Genomic DNA, 23,199 nt, shown 5'->3' with positions numbered 1-23,199 from the left:
CATATCTAGGAAACTACATCGCTTCCATAAAGATTTTGGCGATTTCCTCGTGCGTCGCTTGCTTCGGATTGGTGAAACCACACGCGTCATTCAAGGCGTTTTTGGTCAACACATCAATGTCTTCTTCTTTGGCGCCGAGTTCGCGCAAACCAGCTGGGATCCCAACATCGGTGGCCAATGCTTGAATGGCTTGAATGGCGGCTTTCGCGCCTTCCTCGGCATTCATACTCTCTGTATCGACGCCCATTGCCGTGGCAACATCCCGTAAGCGCTCCGCACACACTTGCGCGTTGTAGCGTTGCACATGGGGTAATAGAACGGCGTTACACACCCCGTGCGGCAAGTCATAAAATCCACCTAGTTGGTGCGCCATCGCATGCACATAGCCCAAAGACGCATTGTTAAATGCCATACCCGCCATAAACTGTGCGTAGGCCATCTGCTCCCGCGCCTCTAGGTTTTGGCCGTCAGCCACTGCAGTGCGCAGGTTTTCTTGAATCAGTGTCATTGCTTTCAGTGCAACTGCGTCAGTGATCGGCGTAGCGGCGGTCGATACGTAAGCTTCAATCGCATGGGTTAATGCATCCATGCCGGTCGCCGCCGTTAATGACGCCGGTTTAGCCAGCATCAGCTCAGGATCGTTGACGGAAATAATCGGGGTGGTGTGTTTATCAACAATTGCCATCTTAATGTGGCGCGCTTCGTCGGTGATAATACAAAAACGCGTCATTTCTGATGCGGTGCCCGCCGTCGTATTAATCGCAATCAGCGGAAGTTGTGGCTTGGCAGACTGGTCCACGCCTTCATAATCACTGATATGACCGCCATTGGCTGCCACCAAAGCAATACCTTTGGCGCAGTCGTGCGGCGATCCGCCACCTAAAGAGATCACACAGTCACATTGGTTCGCTTGTAAAAGCGCTAACCCTTGTGCCACGTTTTCAGTGGTTGGGTTGGGCTGTGTGCCATCATAGACCACACAATCGACTTCTCGGCTATCAAGCAAAGCGGCGATTTGCTTTACCACACCAATTTGATTAAGGACTTTATCTGTAACGATAAGGGCTTTTTTAAATCCATGTGATTGAATCGCGTCTGCGGCTTCAGAAAGGCAACCTGCGCCCATAAGGTTAACAGCAGGGATAAAGAACGTGCTCGACATGACCATTTGCTCCTTTAGTCGGGATCATTGCGGCCCAGACATGACAGGGCCTTTTATGGTTTTTGTTGTAACACGCTGTTTGCTCATCACATTTTGATCCAGCGCAATTTGCACGGCAGGTTGCAGGGAAAAGAAGACAAAACTGAGAACTCTGTCAGTGGTCTTCTGTTAAGTGTTTAAAACACCATCACTAATTCATAAATTTGACACTTTCTTGAAGAAGAGTGTCTAAGCTGAAGTAAATTAAACTGACCACCGTTTGGTTATAGTGAGAAAACAATGGGAATGAAATGCAAACTAACTGCGGTTGCCGTACTGACCGCATCACTGGCCCTCACTGGTTGTGAGTCGATGTCGAACACCCAAAAAGGCGCGACAATTGGCGCGATCACTGGGGCCATCGTGGGAAAATCGACATCAAACCATAAAGGCAAACGTGCCTTTATTGGCGCAGCTATCGGTGCCATTGGCGGTGCAGCTGTCGGTAATTATATGGATCAGCAAGAGCAAGCATTCCGTGAAGAATTGGCGGGCTCGGGCATTCAGGTAGTGCGTGAAGGCGACAATATTCGCTTGATCATGCCCTCAAACATTACGTTCGGGTTAGATCAGGATGCAATTGCGGCCGATTTTTATCCTAAGCTCAATGCCATTGCTAATGTGATGCGCAAGTACGACAAAACCTTCTTGAGCATTGAGGGTCACACAGACGACACGGGCGCAGCGGCCTATAACCAGCATTTGTCGGAACGCCGTGCCATGAGCGTTAAACGCTACCTCGCCAGTCAGTCGATCGACAATGCACGTTTGTACACGTCCGGTTTTGGTGAGACACGTCCACTGGTTGCGAACAACAGCGCGGCAAACCGTGCGCTCAACCGCCGTGTTGAGATTCAGATTGTGCCAAACACGCAATAAGCGCGACGCGATTTATGACCGCCCTCACGCTCCAGTTGAGGGCGGTCATAACGGCATCAAAGCGCATCAAGATTGGCAAGCAATTCATCCGCATGCGCCAAAATCTGGCTTTGCTGCGTCTCTGACATCTTATCCCAATTTCGATACGGCATGGCTGTGCGTGGGTTACGGGCAAATTTGTCGCGATGACGCGCCATGAAATGCCAATATAACGCGTTGAGTGGACACGCCTTAGGACCAACTTTCTCTTTCACATCGTATTCACACCCAGCACAATAGTCACTCATCCGGTTGATATAGGCGCCACTGGCCGCATAAGGTTTCGTCCCCACAATGCCATTATCGGCGAACTGCGTCATTCCGCGCGTATTCGGCATTTCGACCCACTCGATCGCGTCAACATAGATTGAGAGATACCAATCATCCACTTCATCTGGGTCGACGCCCGCAAGCAGACAGAAGTTTCCTGTCACCATGAGTCGCTGAATGTGATGGGCATACGCTGTCTCTAACGATTGCGTAATCGCATGCGAGAGACAACGCATTTTGGTCTTTCCATCCCAGAAAAATGCCGGCAATTGACCTTGCGCACCAAGTGCATTTTTTTGTGCATAATCAGGCATGTTCGCCCAGTACACACCGCGAACATATTCGCGCCAGCCTAAGATCTGTCGGACAAACCCTTCAATCTGAGCAAGATTGATATCCTCATTTTGGCGGTAATGATCAATCGCAGCTTGGATCACTTGCATGGGGTGAAGCAGCTTGGCATTTAACGCAAAAGAGAGGCGGCTGTGGTACAAGCTCCACTGATGAGGGCTTTGCCCTGTCATCGCATCTTGAAACTGGCCAAACAGCGGCAGGCAGTAGGTGCAGAAATGGTTAAGGAGCGCTTTCGCCTGCTGGCGAGTCACCGGCCACATTAATGCTGGCGCCGAACATCCGATGGTTTTAACCTGATGGCACTCAATACGGGTGAGAATATCGCTGACATCATTGGCGAAAATCAATGGCGCAGGAATCGCATCAAGATCCGCTTTTTTTAGCTTATTACGATTTTGCTGATCATAATTCCACTTCCCGCCCTCAGGCTTATCCCCCTCCATTAAGACATCAAACTGCCGACGCATATCGCGGTAGAAAAACTCCATTTTTCGTTGCTTACCGGCGGTGAACTGGGTGGCAATCTGTGAAAAGGGTAAGAGAAAGTGTTCCGTCTCGACACACTGGGATTCAACCTCATTGGGTAAACGTAATTGTTCGAGTTGCATCGCGAGCCGATACTCATCAGGACGCTGATATTCGAACCGATCGACTTGATAGTGCTCACAAAGAGCGCACAGCAAGGCGGGCAAGTCTGGATAGGCTTGCGTGTCATCCAGAGTGAGGTAGTTAACATCATGCCCAGCCTTTTCAAGCGCACTAGCAAACTGCGCCATTGCAGCAAAGAACGCACAAACCTTCTGGACATGATGGATCACATAATCGGTTTCTTGTTTAAGCTCGGCAATAACATACAACACTCCCGGATCGTGTTGCTTAAACCATGAGTGGCTGGCATTCAGTTGATCACCGAGAACCAAACGCAGGGTGTGATAACGAGATTGAAGCACAGGTACCTCAGTCAGTACTGATTGAAATAATGGCTAACATACGTAGAAGATAACGTTTTCGATGACAGAAAACCGAGCTAGGCTTGAATATTCGCCGAAACGCTCTACATTGAAGCAGACGTTGTGACCACGCAGACCTTTTCATGCCAAAAGCCATCATTCAACTTTGGATTCTTGTCGGCTATTTTATGATGGCAGTGCCCACGCATGCGATGAATGAACCTCTCAATACATTCGTGCAAGACTTACGTTTTCACGGCTATGTGGACAACTACGGCAATGTAAAACTCCGCTTTTCCCCCATCACGACCTTACCTGCGGGGTTAAAAACGCAAGGGTACTTAGATATTGAAGCTAGCGATATTTCGCGACTGCCTCGCGGGCTGGATATCGGCGGTTACTTAAATGCAGCAAATACGCCACTAACACGGCTACCGCGGCTCAAAGTCGGTGGCTATATCAACCTGACCAATACCGCAGTAACCGCATTACCGCCAAACCTCGTCGTGCGTGGCGACCTCAGTCTGGTCAATACGCCTCTCACCACCTTGCCAAGACGCTTGTACGTTGAAGGCAACCTTTATCTTACTAACTCGCCAATTAGCGCATTACCCGACGATATTTACGTGGGAGGCAATGTATACATTCGCGGTACAAATATTTCATCCGTGGATCCGGAATTGCGCATTCAAGGCCGAGTACTCCCACCACCAAATCAATGAATTGAACCAAAAGGACTGATCGAAATAGCAAGGCTATCGTATCGATAGCTGAGCCTTTTTAAACTTACAGTCAAAGATATTCCTTATGATTATTATTCATCACCTTGAACAATCGCGTTCTCAGCGTATTGTTTGGTTGCTTGAGGCACTGGGTGTGCCCTATCAAATCAAGACCTACTCGCGTGACCCCAACACCAAGTTGGCGCCCCCCGAGCTCAAACGTGTTCACCCTCTGGGCAAAGCACCTGTGATTGAGGATGAAGGGACGGTCATTGCAGAGTCGGGCGCGATCATTGAGTACATTTTGGAAAAGTATGGTGACGGGCGCTTACAGCCACAAACACCAGAGCAGAAAGGTCACTATCGCTACTGGATGCACTATGCCGAAGGGTCTTTGATGCCAATATTGGTCATGTCATTGATTTTCAGCAAAATCCCAGAGGCACCGATGCCCTTTTTTGTGCGTCCCTTGGCAAAAAAGCTGATGAAAGGCGTCACCGACCAGTTTATTGCACCCCAGCTGCGAGACCATCTTGCCATGATCGAACACCACTTAACGACGCATGATTGGTTGTGTGGTGACATACTCACAGCGGCAGATATTCAAATGAGTTTCCCATTAATCGCAATGCGTCCTCGTCTAGACCCACAGCAACACGGTCATATTGTTGCGTATCTTGAGCGCATTGAACAACAGCCTGGCTATCAAAGCGCCCTGTGTGTTGTGGGGCCGCTAAAAACGCTTTAAGCCCGCTAATGCGGGCTTAATCTTAATAAAAATCATGGTTACGCAGGTTGGGTGTGACGAGCCTGAACGACCCAGCGTTGATAACCTGATGATGATTTTAGTTGCTGGTACCATTGCGACACGTGCGGCGGCAAGGTCATTGATGGCGCCACGGCAAGAGAGTGGACCACAGTGCCAATTGCAATATCGGCGAGCGTCATCATATCAGAGATTAAATAGCGACGCTCGGCAAGCTCTTCGTTCAGCTTCTCTAAGTCGTAGCGGCACTGCTCAAGGGCCGACTCTCTCACCTTGGGATCGCTCGATGCTTCCAAGCAAGCGCTTTTAACCGTAGGCTGAAACGAAGAGAGGCACCAATCCATCCAACGTTCGTAGCGCGAGCGTTGAAACGCGCAATCTGGGTACCACATTTTATTGCCATAGCAGGCAACCAGATAGCGCAAAATGGTGTGCGATTCCCACACACTGTTTGGGCCGTCTTCTAATACCGGCACCTGACGCATCGGACATTTTTGTGCCAGTGCATCAGCGTCTTGGGCATTATGATGAATATCGACCTCATCCAGTTCGATACTTAAATCTAACTCATCAATCAGCCACATCACTTTTTGAACATTAATGGCAGAAGGGTGGCCATAAATCTTCATGATTACTCTCCTTGTTAAACGCAATACCTCAACGACTCAACGCGTTTTTTTGGGCCGATGAATGTCACTTTTCATCCCACCACAACGCCAGTCGTATCGAGATCAACCGCCAAGCATGATCCCTGCTTATTAGTGATTTATTTGAGCGTCGCATAATCCTTCTTTTTTAGCAAGTCATCGCGGGTTTAACCCACACCACCATCCTGACTGACTTTGTTATCGATTTTTTTCAACATAATATGCTGAGGACCTGCACTACCACCATGATATAACTCGCCCGTATCGGTGAAGCCTGCGCGTTGGTAACACGCAATCGCGCCCGCATTTTTGCAATTAACGGTCAGGATAAGACGCTGCGTCCACGGATAGCGTGGTTTGACATAATCCGCCAAGGCCATCATCGCGCGGCGACCCAGTGCATTACCTTGGTGGTGCTGATCGATAAACACCGCACGAACTCCCATATCACCTGAATGGGCAAAGTCGTATTGCGACGCGTAACCAGTATCAAGAATAAACCCGCCCACAATCACGGTATCTACCTCAATCAGGTGTAGATGAGCAAATTCATTGGCCGCCGCCAAGATTTCCTCTGGACGTCCGACAAAAGGCAGCTGCTCATGGGTAATAGAAAGGGATAAAAATGAGGCTAAGTCAGTGGGAGAAAATGGACGTAATAACACGGAAGACCATCCTTGAGTCTATGAAAAACGGTCAATTTATCATAAAACCGCCTAAGCTGTCCGAGGGTATTTGCCATGTTAATGCGCCGCGATCAGCAACCGCCATGCAGGATTAAATCGATATAAAAATAGACGTCACGATTTCACACTTTCCCTGTCGTCTATTTGTCATCTTTTTATCACATCGCTTTTCTTCGCTTACCATTTATGGTTAATCTATTGATTAACAAGACTTATTAACAAATCACTCAACCAAGGATGGAAAGATGAAATTAAAACTATTAGCAGGTTCATTGGCTCTAGCATTGTGTAGCTCAGCATTTGCAGCTCACGTCCCAGAAGGCGTGGAGCTTGCCGAGCAACAAACCCTTATTTGGGGGGTTTCTGGCGAAGTGCCTACGCTGGATCCGACCAAGTCCAGTGATACCGCCAGTAACAAAATTATCTCAGATTTGTTCGAGGGCATTACATCGCGCACGCCAAGTGGCGATATCGCACCAGGTTTAGCAAAAAACTGGGAAGTCAGTGAAGATGGGTTGACGTATACATTCCATCTACGCGAGGCGACATGGTCTGACGGTGAGCCCATTACAGCTGAAGATGTTGTCTATACACTACAACGTGCCGTCGACCCAGCAACCGCTGCGCCATACGCTTGGTATTTAGGCACCGCGAACATTCTCAATGCAACCGAAATCACCGATGGACATAAGCCAGCAAGTGCGTTAGGCGTGAAGGCGGTGGACGACCATACCATCGAGTTTACATTGGTGCGACGTACTCCTTATTTCCCCAATATGCTCACCCATTCTTCAACCTACCCTGTGCCAAAACATGCGGTAGAAAAGTATGGTGATAACTGGACACGCCCCGAAAACATGGTCAACTCCGGCGCCTACAACTTAACCAACTGGGTGATTAATGAGCGCATCGATCTTGAGCGTAATCCCATGTACTGGAACGATAAAGAAACGGTGATTAATAAAACATCGTATGTAACCTCCAGCGATGCTAACGCGGAATATAACCGCTATCGCACCGGTGAGATCGACGTGACCTTTAGCTTCCCGCTTGAATCCTATAAGAAAATCAAGCAAGAGCGTCCCGATGAATTCCTAACCATGCCGTCACTTGCGACTTATTACTATTTATTCAACACAGAGCGCGAACCGTTTAACGACGTGCGCGTGCGCAAAGCACTCGCCTATGCCATTGATCGTAATGTCGTCACCGACATTATTCTTGGTCAAGGACAGCAACCTGCTTACAGTGCAACACCACCAGCCATCAACAACTTCGAACCGCCGAAATTGGCTTGGGCGGAAATGACCCAAGAAGAGCGTTATCAAAAAGCAAAAGAACTCTTGGCCGAAGCGGGATACACTAAAGACAACCCTCTGGAGTTTGAATTGGTGTATAACACCATGGAATCCCACAAAAAACTTGCATTGACAGTAACGTCTATGTGGAAACGCCATCTACCGGTTAAAGTCAGCTTAGCCAACCAAGAGTGGAAAACCTTTTTGCAAAAGGTGCTACAAAAAGACTTTGATGTGGCTCGCGATGGATGGAATGGTGACTACAATGAAGCCTCAACTTTCCTGAGTTATTTCAGTAGTAAAGGTATGAATAAGTCCAATTGGAGCAACCCTGAATACGACAAGCTGCTTGACCAAGCACTCTCCGTTGTCGACCCAGAAAAGCGTAAAGCCTATTATCAGGAAGCGGAGCGCATTTTCGCCAAGGAGATGCCTGCCATTCCAATGTACTTTTACACGCGTAGTGTGATCAAAAGCCCTAAAGTAGGCGGCTACAATACGGAAAACCCCAACAACCTACGTTACACACGAAACCTTTATATCACTAAAAACTAATCAATAGTGATCGAAAAAAGCGTCACGCCTTGCGCGTGGCGTTTTTGTTTGTCGTAAGCAGAAGTGCGAAACGCACCGTATTCAAGCTGGTCAAGCCCGCACTCCGAAACTAAGAACGATAGATATAAAAAAAGCGCCAACCTCTCGGCTAGCGCTTTTTCTAAATTTGGCTCCCCAACTGGACTCAACGGGGGCGCCCAGCTCAGTGACATATTCCGCGAAGCGGAACAGTTAAAAATTTAGAGAGCATTGAATGAGCACCTATCTATACAATAAGCAGGCTCGAGGGAAAGACTAATTCATCAGCATTCTTTGATACTAACACCATAAAAAAAGCGCCAACCTCTCGGCTAGCGCTTTTTCTGAATTTGGCTCCCCCAATTGGACTCAACGGGGGCGCCCAGCTCAGTGACATATTCCGCGAAGCGGAACATTTAAAAATTTAGAGAGCATTGAGTGAGCACCTATCTATACAATAGGTAGGTTCAAGGGAAAGCCTAGTTCATCTGCACTCTTTGATACTCGTACCATAAAAAAAGCGCCAACCTCTCGGCTAGCGCTTTTTCTGAATTTGGCTCCCCCAACTGGACTCAACGGGGGCGCCCAGCTCAGTGACATATTCCGCGAAGCGGAACAATTAAAAATTTAGAGAGCATTGAGTGAGCACCTATCTATACAATAGGTCGGCTCGAGGGAAAGCCTAATTCATCAGCATTCTTTGATACTAATACCATAAAAAAGCGCCAACCTTTCGGCTAGCACTTTTTCTAAATTTGGCTCCCCCAACTGGACTCGAACCAGTGACATACGGATTAACAGTCCGCCGTTCTACCAACTGAACTATGGGGGAAATGTGTTTCGTAACAACGAGAAGGATGGTAGGCGATTGCAGCAAAGGGTGCAACCCCTTTTACGGTGATTTATCGCTTTTCATGTTTAAATGGCTAAAAAGGCGCCAAAACAAGCGATTGTCGTATACGTTTTGCATCCTTCCCCCAAAAAATGCCAAGATGACAAACAGACAGAAAAAGGAAACAAACATTGAATCCGGACGCCTCTTCCCTGCCCCGTTTTATTGCTGGCCCCATGCTACGACGAACCACTCAACACGAAGTCGTGGTATGGGCAGTATTATCAACGCCGCCAGACCAAGGCACATTGTCCGTTTTTGATGATCAGACCCTCCTCGCCGCGATGCCACTCTCCTCGGCGCAGCAATTTCGCGCTGGTAAGCACGCATGGGTGGTACTGGCTCATCTCCGATGTGCGCACGGGTTCCCGCTCGATATACCACTTCGCTACGACATGTTACTCGATCAAAAGCCCTTGTCCGAATGGATCCCGGATTTACTCTATGACGGTGAACGTTCGCCGCACTTCGTGATCCCCTCTCAAGCGAACTATTTAGCGCATGGCTCCTGTCGGCATCCGCACCATCAGTGTGATGATGCGCTGGCCACACTCGATGACAAACTCGCCAATGAGGATGTATCACAATGGCCCGATATGCTGATTATGAGCGGGGATCAGATTTACGCCGATGATGTCGCCACACCAATGTTGCAGCGGATCCGAGCTTTAATTGCTCGGCTGGAGCTCAAAGAGGAATACTTTGACGCCGCACCGATTGCACATTGCCGGGAACTCGATACGCATCCAGATGGCTACCTCAACCGAACAAAATTGTTGCCCGCACAGCGCGCACGGTATGGCTCTCTGTTCGAACGGTTAAAAGGGCGCGCACTGCCAATTTTCACCTCCCAAACAACCAGTAATCACCTGATTAGCTTTGCCGAACATTTCGCCATGTATTTACTGGTGTGGTCGCCAGAAGCTTGGCGCATCACAAATACGACCTCGGTAGCACTCAATCGCGTGTTAACGCCACAGCAACAGTCACGGTATCAGCGTGAAGAGCAAGCCCTGACTAAGTTTCAACACGGTCTTCCCCAAGTCAGGCGGCTGTTCGCCCATCTCTCTACCTATATGATTTTTGATGACCACGACATCACCGATGACTGGAATATCACCGTAGGCTGGGAGCAAGCTGCCTATCAACAGTCCTTTTCACGGCGCATTATCGGCAATGGTCTGTTTGCCTACTGGCTATGCCAAGGTTGGGGAAATGACCCTAAACAATTTGATTCCTCGTTTGTTGCGCTTGCGACGGCTTGCCAGTTTGGTGTGTCTGGCGATGACCCAAACGACAGTGCACACGACGCAATGATTGAGGCACTACTTCGCTTCGAGCATTGGCATTACAACGTACCGACAACCCCCTGTGTGGTAGTGCTCGATACCCGCACTCGCCGGTGGCGATCGGAGTCCAGTATGAATCGCCCATCCGGCTTGATGGACTGGGAAGCACTGATGGATTTTCAGCATGATTTACTTAAGCATGACAGTGCCGTCATTGTCTCGGCCGCACCAATGTTCGGGGTAAAGTTTATTGAAGTATTACAACGTATCGCGATTTGGCTCGGCAAGCCCACCATCGTCGATGCTGAGAACTGGATGGCTCATCCGGGCAGTGCCAATACCTTACTGAGTATTTTCCGCCACCAGCGTACGCCAACCAACTACGTGATCCTATCGGGTGATGTGCACTATTCATTTGCCTACGACATTCGTATTCGTTTTCGTACCAATAGCCCGCGCTTATGGCAAATTACCGCGAGCGGCTTTAAAAACAATTTCCCAGAGCCGCTGCTGAGTATTTGTGAATGGTGCGATCGTATTTTGTTCAGTCCTCGCTCACCATTTAATTGGCTCACCAAGCGAAAGCGCATGCGGATTGATAGGCGCGATCCTGACACCGCAGGTCCTAAGCGCTTGGTGAACGCCAGTGCTGTCGGGCTCGTCACTTTACAACCGGACGGTTCGCCACACACCATCAGTTTGCTGACGGCTGACGGCAAAACCATCCATTTTCCCGACAAAAAAGCCGCAAAAGCTGTCGAGCCTAGCGTCCCGCCTCTCGACCCGAATCAAGCAGACTGAAACTGGAGAGATCGGCAAAGCACGCCTAGCCTTAATAGCATCACAAGGTGAGAAGGAGGTGTTTATGCAAGGCGAAAATCATGCGCTTATCTTTGAGTTCCCAGAGTACCGTGAACGCATTCATGATTTGAAGGCGAACGATCCTGACTTCCAACTTGATGCCAAGCGTTATCATCAGCTCGATCATCATATTCGTGGTCTAGAAATGAAGCAGATCCCAACCAGCGACGACATTTTTACCGCGATGAAAAAGCAACGTGCACACCTTAAAGATCGCCTCTATCGTAAACTCAGCGTCCACTGATCAAGGAGGTCGTCATGCACCGGTTATCGTCGATTTTTTTGTTGATGTTCGTATTGTGCACGCCGTTGAGCGCGCACGGGGTGACTGTCGAGACGGAGACGGTCACTGTGAATGTCGAGGAAGTGAAAAGTGGTTTCGACCACCCATGGGGGATGGCCGAGCTACCTAATGGCGATATCCTGATCACTGAACGGAACGGCACCTTAAAACGCCTAACGCCTAATGGACTGACAGTGAACATATTAGGAGTACCCAAAGGCGTCTATCAGCAGGGGCAAGGAGGGCTATTTGATATTGCGTTAGCGCCTGACTTCCCCGCGACCGGCACCCTATACCTTTCTTACGCTGCAGAAGATGAACGCGGTCAAGCGGGAACAGAAGTGCTCAAAGCAACGCTGTCACAAGATGTTCTCATCAATAGCAAGGTCATTTTTACTGCATTGCCCAAACGCGGCGGAACCCGTCACTTTGGCAGTCGCCTATTGGTGACCCAAGAGCACCTTTACATCACGCTGGGCGACCGCGGCCACCGTGACCGCGCCCAGTTGATTACCGATCATTTGGGGAGTTTAGTGCGGTTAAACCTCGATGGCAGTTTGCCTGTCGACAATCCGTTCTCTGCTCACGATGCAAAAAAGCCCGAGATTTTTAGTTACGGTCATCGCAATGTGCAAGGTATCACACTCGATAATAATGGCAGCACTGTCTGGGCGCATGAACACGGCCCTCAAGGTGGCGATGAACTCAATATCATCGAAAAAGGGGTTAACTATGGCTGGCCGATCATCACTTATGGGGTGAATTACGGATTGGGCACACAAATTGGTGAAGGCACCGCGAAAGAAGGTATGCAGCAACCTGTCTATTATTGGGATCCGTCAATTGCACCGTCAGGCATGATCATGGTGGACAGTGATCGCTTCCCGATGTGGCAAGACAACCTACTGCTTGGATCGTTAAAATTTGGTCTGTTGGTGCGCCTAACCCTCGAAGACGGTGACGTGGTGAGCGAAGAGCGGCTATTTGATGGTCAGTTCGGGCGTATCCGCGACGTCATTCAAGCCAATGACGGCAGCATTTTGCTTCTTACAGATAAACGAAACGGCAGCTTACTGAAAATGACCCCGCGCATGTAAGAAGATTAAGACCAATTCAGAGAGGTTTCACCTTTATTATTGGTCACCGCTAATCGGTAATAGGTGCCATCGAAGGCAAGGTTGGTGATTAACCACGTACTGCGTGCCTTGCTACGATCGTCAAACTGAAAGCCACACAAGTAATCATCGCTGAGTAATCGGTGTGAGAGTATCGAACCATTAAGCGTGAGATCTTGATTCGGGGCGATATGGTCGAGGTTCAACGTTGCCTTTTTTTCTGGTGCTAATTTGGCGCCCATTGAACGGTAAGCAAATAAACATCCGCCAACCGACAAATCGCGTATCTCCACCTCAATCTTGCTCATTCCCTCTGTGGCAAGCGTCGCTGATAGCGCTACTGGAAAGCGCTTGTCTTGTCGCAACGGCGTGGCTGTCGCGCCTTCACGAAGAAGCTCAATGCACACAATACTGCAGTGGCTCTCGAGCACGCCTTGCACCTTGCCACTGAATCGGACTAGCGACCCATCTGCGGCCACACCATGCAATCGCACTTGAAAGCCTGGGTTTAAATATTGCCCTTTTTGCTGCGCAGATAGAGACGGGATTTGGGTGTAGCAATAACGTTTTCCGTCTGTGCCAAGCATAATGGCATTAAAGCGAAATAACCCTTTCATCGGCGTGTGCACATGCATACGCACTAAGGCTGCGCTTCCCAGCTTTAAAGCCGCTTGCGATCCCGACAGGGCGATTACATCATCTCGTTGTTCAATGGCGTTGAGCTGTTCTTGGCGTGGCATGTATGGTTCCTCGACAATCAGTCATCAAAGCAAAGGTGCGACGGCAACGCGCTCAACAACTTGTACGGAGGCGTACCAATAGCGTTTATAACGAGCGATTTTAACCTAAAGATCAAAAAATGTGTTTTTAGATTGTGATTCAGCACCTTGCGCTTCAACCAGTATAGACCTTGTATCAGACGCATGATACGTTTTGGTTTTGACCTAACACTAGCGACTTTCAAGGACGATCTATGCGACCCCTACTCTGTGCGCTCCTACTTTCTCCATTGTTTATCTCGACGCCAAACGCCTATGCCGATGAGCCAGCCTGCGGCGATGTCACGATTGCGGATATGAATTGGAATTCAGCCACCCTAATGGCACATGTTGATCAATTTATCCTCGCTAACGGCTATGGATGCGACGTTCGTTTGGTCCCCGGTGACACCATGCCAACAGGCGTATCGATGACAGAAAAGGGTGAGCCGGACATTGCGCCTGAGTTCTGGACCAACTCGCACAAAGCAATGCTCGATAAAGGGGTGGCTGATGGGCGACTCAAATACGCCGGCAATGCATTTAGCCAAGGCGGAAATGAAGGCTTTTGGGTGCCAAAATACATGGTGGACCAACATCCAGAGCTTGCTACCATTGAAGGTATTAAGTCACATCCAGAATTATTTCCACATCCTGAAGACCCCGACAAAGCGGCGTTTATGGGCTGCCCCGCCGGATGGACTTGCCAAATTTCTGCCAAGCACCTTTTTGATGCACTTCAACTGGGTGAAGCCGGTTTTGAGATGATCGATCCCGGCTCTGCCGCTGGCCTGGCTGGAACCATTGCTCGTGCCAATGATCGTCGTGACGCGTGGTTTGGTTATTACTGGGCACCGACGCCGGTGATGGGCAAATATGAAATGGTCGAAGTAGACCTTGGCGCAGAAGTTGACCTTGAGCACTATAAAAATTGTATCACTCAAGCGGAATGCCAGACCCCAAAAGTCACTGCATTTCCCACCTCTCCCGTGCACACACTCACAACAGCGTCATTTGCGGAGCAATCGCCGGTCGCCTTTCGCTACGTTCAGCAACGTGAATACGATAATAGCGTCATGAGCGAGATGCTCGCTTGGATGGATGATTATCAAGCTGATGGCGAGATCGCTGCCGATGAGTTCTTACGCCGCTATCGCGACCTTTGGCACCAATGGGTGAATGAAGAGGCCGCCGAGCGCATCGAAGAGGCCTTGGGGGATGACGCTTAACTTGCAATACGCGAAACGGGTCTAAATAAAAAGCCGAGGGACATATCACCTCGGCTTTTCTTTTCGCTTACAGAACGCCTAATTCACGCAAACGCTCAGTCAGGTAACTTTTCGCCGTATAGCGAGAAGACAACACCACATCCGGTTTCGGATGCAAAAACAGCGGTAACGAGATCCGTGCTTTGGTTTTATCTGCGCCTTCAGGATTAATCACGCGATGGGTGGTTGAGGGGAAGTAGCCGCCCGATGCTTCTTGTAGCATATCGCCAATATTGACAATTAAGTTACCGAAGTCACACGGCACATCTAACCAACGTCCATCTTTCGCTTTCACTTGCAAGCCCGGCTCATTCGCTGCCGGTAGGATGGTCAACAGATTAATATCTTCGTGCGCCGCGGCACGGATAGCACCTAGTTCTTCATCGCCTTTTAACGGCGGGTAATGTAATACGCGCAACAATGTCTGCTCACTCCCTGCAATCATGCTAGAAAGTGATTGTGAGTAGTGCTCACTGACGCTATCCGGTGACTGACGCTCAACCCATGACAACAAGGTCTCAGCCAAGCTGGTCGCTTGTTGATAGTAAGATTGCAGGTTGTCACGGAGGGCCGAAGGACACTGCCCCCAAGGGTAGTAGTGAAAAAATTCCTTTAAATCGCGCTTCGTGTGGCCTTTCGCCGTTTCCGCAATTTTAGAGGGGAAAAAACCATCTTGGGTATCGGGCTTAAAGGTAAATGCGTGTTTTTCCTCGGTGTTAAAAAAACCTTCCCATTGGTTGTAAATATCAGCCACGAGCTGCTGTTGTAGTGGGTGGTTTTTAAGCACGCCAAATCCCGTTTCGCGTAAGGATTCAACAAAGGCTTGCTCCGCATTGGGCGCTTGAAAGTCAATGGCTTGCAGTGTCATAGGGTACCTGTAATCGTTTGCTTATTATCGTGAGGTTGCAGGATGGTTAGTTTACCAGCCAAAAGGCGCCATACAACGCCACTGTGTTTCACATCAGAAACACATTGTCACCATTTAGAAACAAACCCTGATATAGGGTCACGTGCGCTGTCGTGTTAAACTCTGCACTTTGATACACACAGGGAGTGAAAATGGGTGTTATTCGTTGGATCCTTGGCCGGATCATTCTCGTTGTTGAAGCGCTCACTAAGCCTAAGCCACCAAAGCTGAACGCAGATCAGCACCAAGCTATGGTCGCGTTTTCAAAGCAAGTGACCTTATACCAATTTCAAGCATGTCCATTTTGCGTCAAAGTTCGCCAAGCGAGCCGAAAACTCGGACTACCACTAGCGGCCAAAGACGCTAAGCGCGATATGGCCGCCCGACGTGAGCTGGAACAGGGAGGCGGAAAAATTAAAGTTCCCTGTTTACGTATTCAACAGGGCGATGAGGTGAAATGGATGTATGAGTCAGATGATATTATTGCGTATCTCAATCAAGCCACGACTCCGATTACACAAGCTGATTGAATGATTAATTAGACAATATAAGGCTCGGCGTCTACATTTTATTAGACAACGAGATCAACCTTCGCTTGCCCCTTTTGCCCGAAAAGACTGACTCCATGGACTTGGGCATTAACAGACTGTCCTTGCTAACTCGCAAGGACAGCTTCTTTTTTCAACCGAGCCTGCGTTTAAGCACTTCCCAATATCGCAAACAAGACCGCAGTTACCACCCCCACTGCAAAGACATAAGGGAATTGCGTACGGATATGGTCGACGTGATCGTTACCCGTTGCCATCGACGCGACAATGCCAGTATCACTGATTGGTGACGTCATATCGCCAAAAATGGCCCCAGATATCGATGCACCAATCATCAAGTGCGGGTCAATGCCTGTCGCTGCACCAATCTGAATACCAATCGGGATCATGATTGCAAACGTGCCCCACGAGGTCCCGGTCGCCAGTGACATAATCGCGGCAATCACAAAGACAAAAGCGGCTGATAATCCTGCAGGTAGGATGCCATCAATCACTTCAGTGATGTAGTGCCCCGTATGTAAGTCTGCCGATAAATCCCCCATTAAAAATGCCAGCGACATAATTGCCCCCAGAGGCATCATATTCGCGTATCCGGCTAACAGGTGGCGGAAAAAGGCATCTAATGACAAGACACGCGTGCCGATAAAGAAAGCCATCGCGACCGCAGTCCCTGCCATCACCGCCCAAAAAACAGCGGTCGAGCCCGACCCAGAGGCAATATCGCCATTACCCGTGATAAACAGGCCCACCGGCACCATTAAAATGGTGCTCAGTAACGGCAAAACAAAATAGCTCACTTTGCCTAGCGGCTCATCATCGCGCTGATGATCGCCAGCAATCGGAAAGGCGCCTTCACGTAGTACTTGCCCAGCTGCCGCGCGTTGGTCCGCTTTCGCCATTGGCCCCCAACTCGCCCCAGTGAGTACATAAAACAGCACCGCCAGCAAGGAGAGCCATGCCATTAGATTGTATGGGATGGCGTGCAATAAAATGGTGAAGGGCTCGCCTTCAACATAACCTTTGCTGACTTGTACGCCGATAATTGCCATCATCGCAGCGCCCCAACCATTGATCATCACGCTGGAGCAAGTCGCGACGCAGGATGACTGGATCACATAGGCGAGCTTCTCGCGAGAAACGCGATAGTGATCGGCTAAATCACGACTCACCGTCCCCGCTGACATAATAGAAATCGAGCTCTCAATAAAAATCAGCATGGTGGTAACTATCGCGAGCAACTGCACCGCAATCGGATTTTTCACCAATTGAGCACGCTCAGTGAGCGCATGAATCACAGCCCGGGTGCCGCCTGTGACTTGGATAAGACGTATTAACCCGCCCACCATAAAGCAGAACAAAATGGTGCGCGTGTTCCCCGCACTGGCAAACACACTAATATAACTATCCAGTGCCTTCGCCACGCCTGCGAATGGAYTGAAATTCGCAATCACGGTATAACCCACCATCGCCCCTGCTAGTAGCGACAGAATCACCTGACGCGTGACCACAGCAAGTACAATAGTGACCAGTGGCGTCACCACCGTCCAGACGCCATAATCCGTCATGACGCCTCCTGATCGAGTGCGTGCAGAAGATCCTCAATTAAGTCACGGCTATCTTCAATGCCGACTGAAAGCCGGAAGGTGGTATCGAAAACTCCCATCGCCTCGCGTGCCTCTTCACTCATGGAGCCGTGAGACATGGACGCTGAATGGTTGATCATACTCTCCACACCACCGAGCGATTCAGCCAAGATAAAGTAGCGTAAGCGGCTTAAAAATCGCTCGCTTTCCACTCGCGTGCCTTTTAGCTGAACGGTAACCACTGCTCCCCCTGAGCGCATTTGCGTCTGACAAAGCGCATGTTGCGGGTGTGACGGTAAGCCAGGATAGAAAACCGCTTCAATGGCAGGGTGGTTTTCCAGCGCGGTCGCAACTTTTAGCGCATTATCGCATTGGCGCTGCATACGCAGATCGAGCGTTTTTAGTCCGCGTAACGCGAGATAGGCATCAAATGGCGAGGCAATCGCGCCGACCGTGGTTTTCGCAAAATCGATTTTTTTCGCCAACGCTTTATCAGCGGTGACCAGCGCGCCGCCAATCATGTCAGAATGCCCGCCAATGTATTTGCTGGTCGACAACATCACAATATCTGCCCCTAAACGCAGCGGCGTTTGGTTCCACGCAGTCGCAAAGGTGTTATCCACACAGGTTAATAACGCATGCTCGCGGGCAAACTGGCAAATCGCGGTAATATCGACGAGTTCTAACAACGGGTTGGTTGGGGTTTCAATCCAGATCATCGCCGTGTTCGGCTTGACCGCAGCCGCCACGGCATTGAGATCATTGAGATCAACATAATCGACACTGAGTCCATTATTGGCGGCGCGGAGTTTGTCGAACAAGCGATGCGTCCCCCCATACACACCGCGCATCGCAATAATGTGCGCGCCTGCCGGCAGCAGTTCTAAGGCCAAGGCCGTCGCTGCCATCCCCGAGGCCGTCGCCGTCGCATAACAACCTTGCTCGAGCGCCGCTAAGGCACTCTCGTAAGCCGAGCGGGTTGGATTTGCAACCCGCGAGTAACCAAAGTCGGCCTGATGGCTAAGGTCAGATTGAATGAAACTACTGGCTGTGTAAATCGGCGGGAAAGCGGCATTATGCCCCTTGTCCGTTTGATCACCACCGTGGACAGCTAACGTAGAAAAGTGGGGTTGTTTCATACTTTCACCCATTAAAAGAATATTGGTTTAATAATTGTTTTTATTTTAGCCATTATGACGACTCGCAAACAAACTGACATGATATTGTATGAGCATAATGATTGATAAATAGAATTATCTTCTAGCATATAAAAACAAGTTACTTTGCTAAGCCTACAGAATGCGCCCTCTACGCCCACACTTGAGTAAGCCAGTGCGTACAACTAGGTTTAATAGGGAGGGCTCAGGAGGCAAATATAATGGCAAACAGCACCATCACTGGCAGAGCGAAGTATCATCACTTCTTTCAATGGATATTGATTGTCGGATGGGTGATCGCGATGACCGCCAGTCGCACGGCGATTGCCAGTCCCATGCTTACGGTTACCAGTAAGGAAGGAATAGAGTCTTTTACGCGCGAACAATTGGTCTCGATGGCCGATCGTACCATTCAAACCGCTACGCCTTGGACGAAGGGCAAGCACGTGTTCCTTGGTGTCTCCGTACAAAAGTTACTCGCCATACTGGATATGCCACCAACGAAGCTAAAAGTGTATGCGCTCAATGATTATTGGGCAGAAATCACAATCGAGGACATCGAAAAATATAATCCTATTTTTGCCATCAAAAAGGATGGGCAATGGATGCGCGTTCGCGATAAAGGGCCGATATGGGTGATATACCCTTTATCGGAAGAAAACCTACTGGACAGTGAAATAATACACAGTCGTATGGTATGGCAAACCAATCGCGTGGAAATATTGCATGAATAGCCGCATGACAACAAGCCAGTCCTCTCTCGCTATAATTGTCAGCCTCTTTGGTGGGTGCCATGCTTAAACGTCCTGTAACTTGGTTCATTGCCTTTGTGTTCGCGATCTTTATTTTTGCAGTCGTAACGCTTTATCAGTTCAACCAAAACTACTCTCGCCAAGCAGTACGTACTCAGTTATCAGCTTGGGCATTAGCTCAAATGGAGCTAGAAACCTTGGAATTTCGTAATGATCTCGCCTTATACCTGCAAACTCAGCGCCGAGATCGCAGTAACCTCATTTTAAAGTACGATATTCTGTGGAACCGCTATGACACCTTTTTGACCAGTAGCGAGACGCAAACATTGCGGCAGACCTTTAATGCAACACCTGTTGTCGAAAGAGCATTCCGCTTACTAAGACGATATGAACAAGCGGTGTTGGAAGGAAACAAGCCTCGTTTGCAACTACTCCTTAGCGAAATGGATGCCATACTACCCGCCATTCGGGATTTAATGATTAACAACTTTATCGGGCCCGCCGCTATCAAGCAGCGCGAATACCTCGAGAACCAATTGAAAGGGATGTATCTCGCTGTTGGGCTGATTCTCACGCTGCTCGTGTTCTTTTCGGTTCGCATGTACCGTGACAGCATCAAGCAACAGAAAATGGCGTGGTTAGATAATGTGACGCAATTACCTAATCGCAATTATTTGCTGCATGCCCTTCAACAAGCCGCAACGAAGCAAACGATGCACACCCTTCTTGTCATTGATATCCGCCGCTTTAAAGACATAAATGATTTACTGGGGTATGAACAAGGAGACCATGCACTCACTAAACTCGGGCATAAACTCAATAGTATCTGCTCACCTTATGGTTATATTTGCGCGCGCTTGAGCGGTAATAAGTTTGCGGTTTTAACCACAGTTGATGGTCATCACCTGAGCTTTTTTACCCAACCACTACGCGATACGTTAAGGCATGCGATTGATGACATTTTCCCTGATGCGCGACTGACAGTTGCTATCGGTATCGCAAAGAGTTCAGACCTCGATCCTATCATCCACAAAGATGGGGATGCGTTTGCCAATACTCTATTGAACAATGCCGATCTCGCGTTGCTAAAAGCCAAAGAAATCTCTCCTTCAAAAGACAGTATCGTGGTCTTCAAACCTAAGTTCGAGGCCGATGCACGTAAACGCCGGCAACTGAACGATGATTTAAAAGCGCTACTGCTTGATGAAAGTCAGGATGAACTGTCTCTGGTCTATCAGCCGATTATATCGTCAGAGCCCAACAAACTGAGTTGTGAAGCATTAATTCGTTGGCGGCATCCAACCTTAGGCCCAATCTGCCCACAGTTATTAATCGATGTGGCGGAAGAAGCTGGTCTCGGACAGCGTCTTGGCACTTGGATCCTACGTCAAGTTTATGCGGCGATGAATACTGAGTGGCAAACCATCAATCAGCATATCGATGTTGCGATCAATCTGTCCGATTCTTTCTTCAGTGAGTCATTGCTCTCAGACGTGGTGAATATTTTTATGCACCACCCAGAGCAACGCAAACGGTTAGTGTTTGAAATCACCGAGACCATGACCATTGATGATATTGGTCGATTTAGCTTACTCATGAACCAGTTAAGAGACATTGGCGTCAAGCTTGCCTTAGATGATTTTGGTACCGGATGGTCATCGATGGCGGTATTGAATCACTTAAGCTTTGACAAAGTAAAAATTGATCGTAGCTTTGTCGAGCACATGGCAACTATTTCTCGTCAGCAAATACTGGTCGATACCATTTGTTATATGTCACATCAGCTCGGGATCCGCGTGGTTGCCGAAGGGGTTGAGACACAGGAACAATTGATCAATTTACAGCAGATGGGGGTTGATGAGTTTCAAGGCTATTACTTTTCCAAGCCACTCAGTGCCATTGATTTTTACGCTTTTTGTACTGACCACCTCAGTAAGAAAAATGCATTTTCATTAAAAAATTAATCTAAGATTTCTTCAATATCGACCACTTTCGATCGGTTTACAGTGATTTTCCAACGCTGATAAACCGTGGGCTGGTCTTTGATCTTTTGACAGCTCACCAAATTAAATTGGTGGCGTTTTTCAACCGAGTCTTTTAAAACCTGTCCATCGTTTAAACGATACAAACGCTGACTTCCGCGATCCATTAAACGTGAGAAAGAACGAAAATCGAGCTTCCATACATCTCGGGTCGTGTCATAGCCCGACAAAAAGCGGGTAGTCTCTAGCTGGGTTTTGACCTTTAGGCGCACCACGGCCTCTTCTTGTTGACGCAGCTTGCCACGACGCAGCTTTTTGACTTCATCCGGCAGCGCAGTAAAGTCGATGTAATCGAGCCACTCCAACTGCCGACCAATCTGTCTATTCGAGGTAGGGTCAATAAAGCGTTTGCGCCATTTGGGCCGCCCTTTACGAATCCATCGCCACAGCGCATCACGCAAATCATCTTTAAAAATTTCACGCAACGCATAAATCCCAGCCATCGCCAAGACAAACGACAAGGTAATCTCACCCAAATACTGCCGCGCCTGCACAATCACAGTCGTAACAAACAGCATCACAAACGCCGTCGCCGAAGCTTTCGCGAGTTTGTTGAGGTTCTTACCCAAGGCTTCCGGTTTTTGGCGAATGGTGACRGGAAATTCAATCAAACGACGTAACAGGCGCATTTTGTTAACCATGCGGGTCGGATCGCTGATAGCTTTGTCAGAATTGTAGCGATTGACTAAACGATGGGCTTCTTCCGCTTCACAAAGCTCCACCAGTTGTTGGCGGATGGTTTTATATACCGAGCCACGCGGCATATGTGCTAAAAGTGACAAGAACCTCTGCTCAGTCAGCCATGAGAGGTAATTATCAATGTTGTTGTAATACTTTACTAGCTTGGTATCTTGCGGCTGGTAACGGCGCAAACGGCGCAAGATTTCCACCGCCATTTCGATGGTATCTTCCAGTTGCTCGAGTGCTTCTTCGTCTTCCAATCCTGAGACCGACTCAAAAAAATCGTGCGTAGCTTTTTCTAATGAAAGCGCGTACTGATAAGCATACAAACTTAGGCTGACTCGATATTGCTCAGTGGGTAATTTTTCTCGGCTAGCAAGACGCGAGTGTACCAAAGGTAAGTGGTAGCGAGAGGTAAAGTAGGTGCGGCTATTAGATAGCACGCGGTGGTAGAATTCATCCTCATTCAGGACATGCTTACCAAACTTCAGCTCTCCCGGGACAAACAAGTAGAAATCGACTTCTTGTGCACTGATTTCCTCGTTCAGAATGGCAACGCGAACCGACAAGCCTTCATGTTTATCTACCGTGATCAATCCTACTCTCCTACTACTCAATGGAATGCTGATACGACAGTGTTAAAGGACTGCCTCAAAGCAGCACCATTATTCCACACCA

Annotated in this window: 20 protein-coding genes and 1 tRNA gene; 11 read left to right on the top strand and 10 right to left on the bottom strand. The window is 48.9% G+C overall.

The window, feature by feature from the left end:
* Positions 1-13: 13 nt before the first annotated feature.
* Complete coding sequence (yiaY, locus tag BZJ19_RS01835; protein WP_077481489.1) at positions 14-1,162, bottom strand: L-threonine dehydrogenase; 1,149 nt, start codon at positions 1,160-1,162, stop codon at positions 14-16.
* 285 nt (positions 1,163-1,447) lie between these two features.
* Between yiaY and BZJ19_RS01830 the strand changes: the two genes are divergently transcribed.
* A complete protein-coding gene (locus BZJ19_RS01830) occupies positions 1,448-2,080 on the top strand; it encodes a YiaD family glycine zipper/OmpA-like lipoprotein (protein WP_077674492.1) in 633 nt (210 codons plus the stop codon).
* A gap of 56 nt (positions 2,081-2,136) precedes the next feature.
* Here the strand turns inward: BZJ19_RS01830 and BZJ19_RS01825 are convergent, their stop codons facing one another.
* Positions 2,137-3,693, bottom strand: a complete 1,557-nt coding sequence (locus BZJ19_RS01825; RefSeq protein WP_077674419.1) for a cryptochrome/photolyase family protein — start codon at positions 3,691-3,693, stop codon at positions 2,137-2,139.
* Between the two features lie 143 nt (positions 3,694-3,836).
* Between BZJ19_RS01825 and BZJ19_RS01820 the strand changes: the two genes are divergently transcribed.
* The gene (locus BZJ19_RS01820; protein WP_235608121.1) at positions 3,837-4,415 is read left to right on the top strand and encodes a hypothetical protein; all 579 of its coding nucleotides are present in this window, start codon (positions 3,837-3,839) and stop codon (positions 4,413-4,415) included.
* An 85-nt stretch (positions 4,416-4,500) separates the two neighbouring features.
* On the top strand, positions 4,501-5,163 hold the full coding sequence (locus tag BZJ19_RS01815) for a glutathione S-transferase family protein (protein WP_077674418.1): 663 nt from the start codon (positions 4,501-4,503) through the stop codon (positions 5,161-5,163).
* Between the two features lie 38 nt (positions 5,164-5,201).
* On the opposite strand, the gene BZJ19_RS01810 is transcribed toward BZJ19_RS01815, so the two are convergent.
* Together BZJ19_RS01810 and BZJ19_RS01805 are read right to left on the bottom strand one after the other, a co-directional pair.
* Complete coding sequence (locus BZJ19_RS01810; protein WP_077674417.1) at positions 5,202-5,810, bottom strand: glutathione S-transferase family protein; 609 nt, start codon at positions 5,808-5,810, stop codon at positions 5,202-5,204.
* A 185-nt stretch (positions 5,811-5,995) separates the two neighbouring features.
* On the bottom strand, positions 5,996-6,493 hold the full coding sequence (locus BZJ19_RS01805; RefSeq protein WP_077674416.1) for a GNAT family N-acetyltransferase: 498 nt from the start codon (positions 6,491-6,493) through the stop codon (positions 5,996-5,998).
* Between the two features lie 266 nt (positions 6,494-6,759).
* Between BZJ19_RS01805 and BZJ19_RS01800 the strand changes: the two genes are divergently transcribed.
* Positions 6,760-8,367 (top strand): peptide ABC transporter substrate-binding protein, encoded by a 1,608-nt coding sequence (locus BZJ19_RS01800; protein WP_077674415.1) that lies wholly within the window; start codon positions 6,760-6,762, stop codon positions 8,365-8,367.
* A gap of 774 nt (positions 8,368-9,141) precedes the next feature.
* Here BZJ19_RS01800 and BZJ19_RS01790 read toward each other — a convergent pair.
* Positions 9,142-9,217: transfer RNA gene (locus tag BZJ19_RS01790), tRNA-Asn, on the bottom strand.
* Between the two features lie 236 nt (positions 9,218-9,453).
* Here BZJ19_RS01790 and BZJ19_RS01785 point away from each other — a divergent pair.
* The 3 genes from BZJ19_RS01785 to BZJ19_RS01775 all read left to right on the top strand — a co-directional run bounded on the left by BZJ19_RS01785 (position 9,454) and on the right by BZJ19_RS01775 (position 12,807).
* A complete protein-coding gene (locus BZJ19_RS01785) occupies positions 9,454-11,367 on the top strand; it encodes a metallophosphoesterase family protein (RefSeq protein WP_077674491.1) in 1,914 nt (637 codons plus the stop codon).
* A 64-nt stretch (positions 11,368-11,431) separates the two neighbouring features.
* Complete coding sequence (locus BZJ19_RS01780) at positions 11,432-11,671, top strand: HP1242/YdcH family protein (protein ID WP_069586641.1); 240 nt, start codon at positions 11,432-11,434, stop codon at positions 11,669-11,671.
* A 14-nt stretch (positions 11,672-11,685) separates the two neighbouring features.
* Complete coding sequence (locus tag BZJ19_RS01775; protein WP_077674413.1) at positions 11,686-12,807, top strand: PQQ-dependent sugar dehydrogenase; 1,122 nt, start codon at positions 11,686-11,688, stop codon at positions 12,805-12,807.
* A 5-nt stretch (positions 12,808-12,812) separates the two neighbouring features.
* Here the strand turns inward: BZJ19_RS01775 and BZJ19_RS01770 are convergent, their stop codons facing one another.
* Positions 12,813-13,565, bottom strand: a complete 753-nt coding sequence (locus BZJ19_RS01770; RefSeq protein ID WP_077674412.1) for a PilZ domain-containing protein — start codon at positions 13,563-13,565, stop codon at positions 12,813-12,815.
* A gap of 233 nt (positions 13,566-13,798) precedes the next feature.
* Here BZJ19_RS01770 and BZJ19_RS01765 point away from each other — a divergent pair, with 233 nt between their 5' ends.
* Positions 13,799-14,812 carry a glycine betaine ABC transporter substrate-binding protein gene (locus BZJ19_RS01765; protein WP_069586638.1) on the top strand — a complete coding sequence of 338 codons (1,014 nt, stop codon included), beginning with the start codon at positions 13,799-13,801 and terminating at the stop codon, positions 14,810-14,812.
* A 67-nt stretch (positions 14,813-14,879) separates the two neighbouring features.
* On the opposite strand, the gene BZJ19_RS01760 is transcribed toward BZJ19_RS01765, so the two are convergent.
* A complete protein-coding gene (locus tag BZJ19_RS01760) occupies positions 14,880-15,719 on the bottom strand; it encodes an isopenicillin N synthase family dioxygenase (protein ID WP_077639767.1) in 840 nt (279 codons plus the stop codon).
* Positions 15,720-15,910: 191 nt separating this feature from the next.
* Between BZJ19_RS01760 and BZJ19_RS01755 the strand changes: the two genes are divergently transcribed.
* Positions 15,911-16,288, top strand: a complete 378-nt coding sequence (locus BZJ19_RS01755) for a glutaredoxin family protein (protein ID WP_077639768.1) — start codon at positions 15,911-15,913, stop codon at positions 16,286-16,288.
* A 167-nt stretch (positions 16,289-16,455) separates the two neighbouring features.
* Here the strand turns inward: BZJ19_RS01755 and BZJ19_RS01750 are convergent, their stop codons facing one another.
* Together BZJ19_RS01750 and BZJ19_RS01745 are read right to left on the bottom strand one after the other, a co-directional pair.
* Complete coding sequence (locus tag BZJ19_RS01750; protein ID WP_077674411.1) at positions 16,456-17,871, bottom strand: Na+/H+ antiporter NhaC family protein; 1,416 nt, start codon at positions 17,869-17,871, stop codon at positions 16,456-16,458.
* Positions 17,868-19,028 (bottom strand): trans-sulfuration enzyme family protein, encoded by a 1,161-nt coding sequence (locus BZJ19_RS01745; protein ID WP_077674410.1) that lies wholly within the window; start codon positions 19,026-19,028, stop codon positions 17,868-17,870. Before BZJ19_RS01745 ends, BZJ19_RS01750 begins: the two co-directional genes overlap by 4 nt.
* 320 nt (positions 19,029-19,348) lie before the next feature.
* On the opposite strand from BZJ19_RS01745, the gene BZJ19_RS01740 reads away from it, so the two are divergent.
* Together BZJ19_RS01740 and BZJ19_RS01735 are read left to right on the top strand one after the other, a co-directional pair.
* Positions 19,349-19,780, top strand: a complete 432-nt coding sequence (locus BZJ19_RS01740; RefSeq protein ID WP_077674490.1) for a putative pterin-binding protein — start codon at positions 19,349-19,351, stop codon at positions 19,778-19,780.
* Between the two features lie 59 nt (positions 19,781-19,839).
* A complete protein-coding gene (locus BZJ19_RS01735) occupies positions 19,840-21,762 on the top strand; it encodes a putative bifunctional diguanylate cyclase/phosphodiesterase (RefSeq protein ID WP_077674409.1) in 1,923 nt (640 codons plus the stop codon).
* Here the strand turns inward: BZJ19_RS01735 and BZJ19_RS01730 are convergent.
* Positions 21,759-23,117: a hypothetical protein gene (locus tag BZJ19_RS01730; RefSeq protein ID WP_077662651.1), complete on the bottom strand. Its 1,359-nt coding sequence runs from the start codon at positions 23,115-23,117 to the stop codon at positions 21,759-21,761. The two genes, BZJ19_RS01735 and BZJ19_RS01730, sit on opposite strands and share 4 nt — an antisense overlap.
* Positions 23,118-23,199 lie beyond the last annotated feature (82 nt).

Source organism: Salinivibrio proteolyticus (assembly GCF_001996165.1).
Lineage (GTDB): Bacteria > Pseudomonadota > Gammaproteobacteria > Enterobacterales > Vibrionaceae > Salinivibrio > Salinivibrio proteolyticus.
Note: the sequence above shows the minus strand (reverse complement) of the source record. Positions and strands in the feature narration are given on the sequence as shown.

What these genes read in the sequence shown, in the direction of transcription:
- BZJ19_RS01815 (WP_077674418.1), top strand. Translation starts at nt 4,501, where the DNA reads ATGATTATTATTCATCACCTTGAACAATCGCGTTCTCAGCGTATTGTT.
- BZJ19_RS01740 (WP_077674490.1), top strand. Translation starts at nt 19,349, where the DNA reads ATGACCGCCAGTCGCACGGCGATTGCCAGTCCCATGCTTACGGTTACC.
- BZJ19_RS01820 (WP_235608121.1), top strand. Translation starts at nt 3,837, where the DNA reads ATGCCAAAAGCCATCATTCAACTTTGGATTCTTGTCGGCTATTTTATG.
- BZJ19_RS01775 (WP_077674413.1), top strand. Translation starts at nt 11,686, where the DNA reads ATGCACCGGTTATCGTCGATTTTTTTGTTGATGTTCGTATTGTGCACG.
- BZJ19_RS01760 (WP_077639767.1), bottom strand. Translation starts at nt 15,719, where the DNA reads ATGACACTGCAAGCCATTGACTTTCAAGCGCCCAATGCGGAGCAAGCC.
- BZJ19_RS01735 (WP_077674409.1), top strand. Translation starts at nt 19,840, where the DNA reads ATGCTTAAACGTCCTGTAACTTGGTTCATTGCCTTTGTGTTCGCGATC.
- BZJ19_RS01765 (WP_069586638.1), top strand. Translation starts at nt 13,799, where the DNA reads ATGCGACCCCTACTCTGTGCGCTCCTACTTTCTCCATTGTTTATCTCG.
- BZJ19_RS01800 (WP_077674415.1), top strand. Translation starts at nt 6,760, where the DNA reads ATGAAATTAAAACTATTAGCAGGTTCATTGGCTCTAGCATTGTGTAGC.
- yiaY (WP_077481489.1), bottom strand. Translation starts at nt 1,162, where the DNA reads ATGTCGAGCACGTTCTTTATCCCTGCTGTTAACCTTATGGGCGCAGGT.
- BZJ19_RS01785 (WP_077674491.1), top strand. Translation starts at nt 9,454, where the DNA reads ATGCTACGACGAACCACTCAACACGAAGTCGTGGTATGGGCAGTATTA.
- BZJ19_RS01830 (WP_077674492.1), top strand. Translation starts at nt 1,448, where the DNA reads ATGAAATGCAAACTAACTGCGGTTGCCGTACTGACCGCATCACTGGCC.
- BZJ19_RS01745 (WP_077674410.1), bottom strand. Translation starts at nt 19,028, where the DNA reads ATGAAACAACCCCACTTTTCTACGTTAGCTGTCCACGGTGGTGATCAA.
- BZJ19_RS01770 (WP_077674412.1), bottom strand. Translation starts at nt 13,565, where the DNA reads ATGCCACGCCAAGAACAGCTCAACGCCATTGAACAACGAGATGATGTA.
- BZJ19_RS01810 (WP_077674417.1), bottom strand. Translation starts at nt 5,810, where the DNA reads ATGAAGATTTATGGCCACCCTTCTGCCATTAATGTTCAAAAAGTGATG.
- BZJ19_RS01755 (WP_077639768.1), top strand. Translation starts at nt 15,911, where the DNA reads ATGGGTGTTATTCGTTGGATCCTTGGCCGGATCATTCTCGTTGTTGAA.
- BZJ19_RS01780 (WP_069586641.1), top strand. Translation starts at nt 11,432, where the DNA reads ATGCAAGGCGAAAATCATGCGCTTATCTTTGAGTTCCCAGAGTACCGT.